At 35.8% G+C, this 6,864-nt stretch carries 7 protein-coding genes; all 7 read right to left on the minus strand.

Translation table 11 applies throughout. From position 1 onward, the window contains the following. Positions 1–31: 31 nt before the first annotated feature. Positions 32–298 (minus strand): hypothetical protein, encoded by a 267-nt coding sequence (locus AB9K26_RS08885; RefSeq protein WP_369972204.1) that lies wholly within the window; start codon positions 296–298, stop codon positions 32–34. 27 nt (positions 299–325) lie between these two features. Continuing rightward, positions 326–1,297 (minus strand): type I phosphomannose isomerase catalytic subunit, encoded by a 972-nt coding sequence (locus AB9K26_RS08890; protein WP_369972205.1) that lies wholly within the window; start codon positions 1,295–1,297, stop codon positions 326–328. Beyond that, the gene (locus AB9K26_RS08895) at positions 1,297–1,704 is read right to left on the minus strand and encodes a 6-pyruvoyl tetrahydropterin synthase family protein (RefSeq protein ID WP_369972206.1); all 408 of its coding nucleotides are present in this window, start codon (positions 1,702–1,704) and stop codon (positions 1,297–1,299) included. The genes AB9K26_RS08890 and AB9K26_RS08895 overlap by 1 nt, the downstream gene beginning before the upstream one ends. Further along, positions 1,701–2,228 (minus strand): isopentenyl-diphosphate Delta-isomerase, encoded by a 528-nt coding sequence (idi, locus tag AB9K26_RS08900; RefSeq protein ID WP_369972207.1) that lies wholly within the window; start codon positions 2,226–2,228, stop codon positions 1,701–1,703. The genes AB9K26_RS08895 and idi overlap by 4 nt, the downstream gene beginning before the upstream one ends. A gap of 95 nt (positions 2,229–2,323) precedes the next feature. Further along, the gene (locus tag AB9K26_RS08905) at positions 2,324–4,267 is read right to left on the minus strand and encodes an OmpA family protein (RefSeq protein ID WP_369972208.1); all 1,944 of its coding nucleotides are present in this window, start codon (positions 4,265–4,267) and stop codon (positions 2,324–2,326) included. A gap of 10 nt (positions 4,268–4,277) precedes the next feature. Further along, the gene (locus AB9K26_RS08910) at positions 4,278–5,207 is read right to left on the minus strand and encodes a type IX secretion system membrane protein PorP/SprF (protein ID WP_369972209.1); all 930 of its coding nucleotides are present in this window, start codon (positions 5,205–5,207) and stop codon (positions 4,278–4,280) included. Between the two features lie 28 nt (positions 5,208–5,235). Next, on the minus strand, positions 5,236–6,864 hold a 1,629-nt coding region (locus AB9K26_RS08915; RefSeq protein ID WP_369972210.1), incomplete at its 5' end, for a gliding motility-associated C-terminal domain-containing protein.

Genomic DNA, 6,864 nt, shown 5'->3' on the forward strand with positions numbered 1-6,864 from the left:
ATTTATTTTTGCAAATAGCTCTTTAAAAAAGTTACAATTTATTTACTTTTTCAATAAGGTCTCGTCCTCTACTTTCAAGTTCACTTCTTACCGATTGGAAGTGTGCTTTCTTGTTTTCAATATTTTTCGCGTTAACTTTTGCAATCAACTCATCAAAGGTCTCAATAGCTTCATCAATAATTGCCTCACTTTTCTTTGTATCTTTGTCTGTGTTTGAATATTCCCAAACATAAACCGCTTCAATAATATCGCCTAAAACAAAATTGATATCTTTTTTTAGGTCTCTAACATTTGCCATATTTAATAAAATTTATTTGGTACAAAATTACACATAAACTTCCAATAGCTTAGCATTGGAACTTGATATTTTATAAGTTTCAACTGCTGCTGGAAGCAATATTGTCTCTCCTTTTGAAATGAACTCTGAAGCGTTTTCCGTTTCAATCAAAGCCTTACCTTCAACACACATGTATATATGAAACGAATCTTTATTGTTTAATTTCAATAACGGTTCGGTAACATGTAAAAAATTGGTCGTAAAATAAGGGCAACTTACCATCTTATTGACTGTATTTTCTTCCTTTTTATATACAACTCGGAAATCATTCTCCATATTGAAATCAAAAGCATCAATAGCTAAATCATTATGGAGTTCTCGTTCGTTACCATGATCATCAACTCGATCCCAATCATAAACACGATAGGTGATATCACTGGTTTGCTGAATTTCAGCCAATAACACGCCAGCTCCAATAGCATGGATACGACCAGCTTCAATGAAATATGTATCACCAGATTTGACCTTATCAAAATTCAAAATTTCGGTAAGTGACTTTTCTTTTAAATGCTTGAGATACGTATCTGAATCCATTTTTTGATTAAATCCAACGATAAGATTTGCATCTTTATCAGCTTGCATCACATACCACATTTCTGTTTTTCCAAAGGAATCATGACGTTCAGAAGCTAAATCATCATTGGGATGCAACTGAATGGACAGATCAGACTTGGCATCAATAAATTTGATTAAAAGTGGGAATTTTTTTCCGAAGAGCTCAAAATTTTTCTTTCCTAATAGGTGGTGAGTATAGTCTTCAAGCAATGACTTAAGTGAACGGTTTTTTAAAGCACCGTTGATAACTACTGAAATATCGCCTTCAACGTCACTAACTTCCCAACTCTCACCAATGTTGTTCAGATCACTGCTTTTGTTTAAAGTTGTCATTAGCTTATTTCCTCCCCAAATCTTTTCCTTTAGGATTGGCTTAAACTTTATAGGATAGCATATCTCTTTCATTATCCTGAATAGCTTACAAAATTTCGAGGGGTTTCATAAAGGGTAACCTCAAGATCAAAATCAGGTTTTAATCTCGGCTTTATTTTATTATAAATCACTACAACAATGTTTTCGGCAGTAGGATTAAGTTCTTTAAATTCTGGGACTTCAAGATTTAAATTCTTGTGGTCAAAAGCATCCTCTACCTCTAATTTTATGATGTCTTTCAATTCTTTCATATCAATAACATAGCCAGTAACTGGGTCTATGTTTCCAGTAACACTAACTATGAGTTCATAATTATGACCGTGAAAATTTGGATTGTTGCATTTCCCAAAAACCGCATCATTTTTTTCAAAGCTCCAATCTTTTCTATAAAGACGATGCGCTGCGTTAAAGTGCGCCTTTCTACTTACTGTCACTCTCATATCTTCGCTAGATTTATATGGTCATAAAACTTTTCAAAAATGATTTTAAACCAAGCCGTATACTGTTCAGGATTTAACTCAATATCAACCTTTACAGCTTCCAATGGCATCCATTTCCATTCATGGACTTCCTCTAGATTTATTTTTGGTTCTTCATTATAATACCCAACCAAAATATGGTCAAACTCATGTTCGGTTAAACCATTATCAAAAGGTGCTTTATAGATAAAAGACGTTGTTTCTTTTAAATCCGTCACAAATCCCATTTCTTCTTGAAGACGGCGTTTTCCCGCCTCAAGATTACTCTCACCTACACGTTGGTGACTACAACAAGTATTGGTCCATAACAAAGGTGAATGGTATTTATGCTTTGCGCGCTGTTGCAGCATGAGCTCATTATTATCATTAAAAACAAAAACAGAAAATGCGCGATGGAGACATGCTTTTTCATGGGCTTCCATTTTAGGCATGGTTCCTATTTGTTCGTCTTTTTCGTTGACAAGAATTACGAGTTCTTCCTTCATAGCAAACAAAAATAACAACTAAATTTCTAAAAATGGTTGAGAAACAAAAAAGCTGCCTTCTAAAAAGCAGCTTTTTAACTTTTATTTAATAGAATTTACATTTTTACGATGATAAACTCACTACGTCTATTCAATTGGTGTTGTTCTTCGGTACAATCAGATGTATTGACCTCACAACCACAATCGTTAACCAATTGGGATTCACCATAACCCTTAGCTGTCAGTCTAGAGGCTTCGATTCCTTTTGAGATTAAATAATCTCTTGTTGATTGTGCTCTATTTTCAGACAGGCGCTCGTTGTAATCTGCAGGTCCACGACAATCGGTATGACTTTTAATATCGACAATCATTTCAGGATATTGTTTCATAACCGCTAGTACTTTTTGAAGCTCTACTTCGGCATCATAACGAATCTCATATTTATCAAAATCAAAGTAAATAATAGGAATACCAAGTGTTTGAGCTAAATCGGTTCCCTCTCCTATACCTTTGACATCTTTCTCTAACTTTGGATTGATCACCAATTCCTGTTTCTTTTTTGGTGTTGTGAATCGTTCTTCAACCGTTTCGTAATTTTCAGCTTCAATTCGAATTAAATATTCTTTCTCACATTCTAATTCCTCAAACTTATAAGCACCATCAGTACCAACCATTTGAGCATTGAGTGCGTTTCCATCAGCATCTAAGAGTGTTACTTTTGCGCCAACAATGATTTCATCAGTTTCTACATCTCTAACAATCCCTTCAACTACTTGCTCACAATCAGGCATGATAAAGCTATAGATATCATCATCACCTTTTCCGCCATCTCTATTAGAAGTAAAAAAACCTTCCTTGGTGCCGATATTTTCGTAGTAGGCAAAATCATCTTTCGGACTATTGATAGGACGACCAATATTTTCCAAAATGAATTGTTGATTCAAGGCTCTTCGCTTTTCAAACTCCCTAATCACAAACACATCAAGTCCACCTAAACCAGTAAATCCATTTGACGAAAAGAACAAATCACCTTCAGAGTTGACATAAGGAAAAGACTCATGCCCTTCGGTATTTACAGAAGTCCCTAAATTGATTGGTTCGCCAAGTGTTCCATCAGGATTGATATCAACTTCAAAAATATCAGACTTCCCTAAAGTTCCAGGCATATCTGAAGCAAAATACATCTTTGTACCTGATAAATTAATTACAGGATGTGCTACACTGTATTCATCGCTATTAAAGTGAACAGGTTCAATATTAGTCCATTCGCCTTCTTCCAAAGTTGCTTTAAAGATTTTAAGTCGATTAGTGCCATCCTCACTACTCTTATATTTCTTGTTGTAGTAGTTATTTCTTGTGAAATACATCACTTGATCGTTTGGAGTAAACGCTGCTGAAGATTCGTGAAACTTAGAGTTTATTTGTTCGTTATATGCTGTTGCTTCGGAATAAGAACCATCTTCTTGCTTTACAGCCGAATACAAATCTAAAAATGGTTGTTCGTTCCATTTGTATTTTTTTCCGCCTCCTCTAGCTGAAGCAAACACGAGTTGGTCTTGATACTGCGTCGCACCAAAATCGGAAACTTCAGTATTGATGTCCATATTCTTTACTTCAAAATCTCGACTGGCTTCGTCAATCATTGACAAATAATCGACTGTTGATGCAAATGCTTTTCCTCTAAGATCACTTCGGTCTGCTTGATGAAACTTTTTCATCCATTTATCAGACTCTGAATAATTTTCAGTGGCTTTTAAAGCCTGAGCATATCTAAAATAGTATTCAGGATCGAGATCATCTTCAGCCATGGTCATCAATTCACCATACCATTGAGCAGCCTCTTCCATTTGATTGTTGAAATAAAATGAATTAGCGAGTTTCTGTAAAAGATCTACTGTTTTATATCCATTTTCAGCAACTTCAAGTAAAATCTCGCTTGTTTTCACATAAGCAAGATTATCATACTCTTTTCTAGCTTGTCTCACTTTTCCACGTTGTGCAAAGCCTGAAGTAATAAAGAGGCTTAGCATAAGTATAGATAATATTCTTTTTGTACTCATAATCTTTATTTTAGAAGAATCTTGGCGATAATATTCTACCCAATTTTTGCATTTCAAAACGCAACATAATTTCATGGGAACCACTGTTGTAATTGTTCAAATTAGTTGTAGTTGCATCATAAGCGTATCCAATATATAAACCATCGGTTACCTGAAAACCAGCTAAGCCACTAATGGAATCATCCCATCTCCATGCTGCGCCTAGAGTGAATTTCTTATGAAACAAAAAGTTAGCAGATACATCAGCAATAATTGGTGCTCCAGAAACAGCTTTAAATAAGGCAGCTGGTTTGAATTTGGTATTTTCATTTAAATCAAAGACGTAACCAGCAATTAAGTAATAGTTCATTCGTTCTTTAGCCACAGATTCTTGGAAATCGTCATAATGATCTGTTGTAAGGAAATTAGGAACCGATAAACCAATGTACCATTTTCGATTATGTAGGTACAAACCAGCTCCAATGGTTGGAGAAAACAAACTAATATTGTCTTGAAATACGACATCTGAATTTTGAAAACGTCCTTTACTCCAATCTGTGTCCAGTAAATGTGCTCCTGCTTTTACTCCAAATGAAAGTTTTGTCAATGACTCATTTAGCTGAATTGAGTATGAAAAATTGGCATCAATATAGGTTTCATTTGCTGGTCCTAAAGCATCATTGACAATTGAAAGTCCAAGTCCGATTTTATCATTTCTAAGAGGTGAATGAATGCCTAGAGTTTGCGTTTTTGGTGCGCCATCGATACCAACCCATTGCGTACGATATAATCCTGTTACACTAAGAACCTCTCGCTGACCAGCATAAGCTGGATTTACACTCATAGTATTATACATATATTGAGTGTATTGAGGATCTTGTTGTGCAAAACCAGCATCAATCATAAGTGTTAACAACACCATTGAAATTACTCCTCTAACTATTAATGATTTTTGTATCATTTTATTTTGTTTTAAATCTTGCCTTATTTTATCTGTTAATGTATAACCAACCTACTCGAGGTTCTGAACCATCTCCTAAATCTATGACATAATAGTAAGTACCTTCAGGTAATTCATTAGACTCATTGACTACCACTCTTCCATTTGAAGTACCATCCCAATCATTTCGGTAACCTTGTTTCTCATAAACAATATTACCCCATCGGTTATAAATTTCAACTTTATTATTTGCAAATGTTTCTATACAATCAATTACAAATGTTTCATTGACTCCATCTCCATTTGGAGAGAATTCATTGTAAATAGTTAAACATATTGGGTCAACTGAAGCAGAAGATGTATTGTTATTTAGATTTATGTCTGTTCTTCCCGAAGAATCTTCAACAATAGCAGTATTGACATAATCTCCGAAACCGAGAACTTCAACAGTAATTTGAAGAATTGCTACTTGACCTGAATTTAAATTACCTACTGTCCAAAGACCAGTCGTATCAGAATAGGAACCATTGTTTACCGTTACAATAGCACTAACAAAAGAATAACCGCTTGGAAGGATATCTTCAACAACAACTCCTATTGCAGTTACAAATCCTTCATTGGCAACAGTAATAGTAAAGGTTACTTGATCACCAATCATCGGTTCGAGTACATCGACTTCTTTAAATACTGATAAGTCAAAATCTGAATCTGTAAAAATAATTGTAGGGTCATCAGGATCACCATTACCATCCAAATCGGCATTAGTGGAGTCTGTTGGATCGTCACTCTGATCACTTACGACAGAAGCATTAGGACCTTCAGCACTAAATGTAGCTATGTTTTGAACTCCTCCTGCATCAACGTCATTTTGGGTAATAGTATAACTCGCTTGATATGTTGCAACCTCATTGACTAATAAAATTCCTTCAACGTTATCAGAATTCAATGGATCAAATGTCACTGGAGAATCTAACACTAATAGATTATTATTTATATCAGTTAAAATATCACTAACCAACTGAACATTGTTTACAGTGACATTACCTATATTTTCAACAGTTATTGTATAATTAATAACATCTCCAACACCTACAACGTTATCTCCATTATCCATAAGTATTGCAGTCTTAATAACCTCAATTATAGGGTCAGGACATTCAGTAACTGTTACAGTTGCAGAGTCAGATGTTGTAGCACAAGAACCATTACCAATTACTACGTATGTATAAACACCAACTTGATCAATTGGAAAACTTATCAAGTTCCCTAAATTATCTACCCAAATTCCACCATTATCAGGTGTTCCTCCCAATTCAGAAAAAATTTGAGCTTCTGTCAATTGATTTCCACAAATTTCAACTGCACCATCTATACCGGCATTCGGAAGCGGGTCGACGGTGATCGTAGCGCTAACGCCCGTAAGGTCAAGGTCACAGCTCATATTGGAAACGTTGCTGACATCGATGGTCGTCGCTGAGGTAATCCCCACAACCGCGATCTCAAGCGTACCGTCCGCAGGTATCACGCCTGTTACCGACGGGCCGCCGTCTATACTGTAGGTCACGGTGTCACCGGCATCGCCACTGACCACGAACTCCCCGTCGTCGCCAGAGCACACGCTAGGTGCGGTAGCAGATACCGTAACGGCGTTCGGAAGCGGGTCGACGGTGATCGTAGC

Source organism: Psychroserpens sp. XS_ASV72 (assembly GCF_041224425.1).
In the GTDB taxonomy this organism is placed as follows: Bacteria; Bacteroidota; Bacteroidia; order Flavobacteriales; family Flavobacteriaceae; genus Psychroserpens.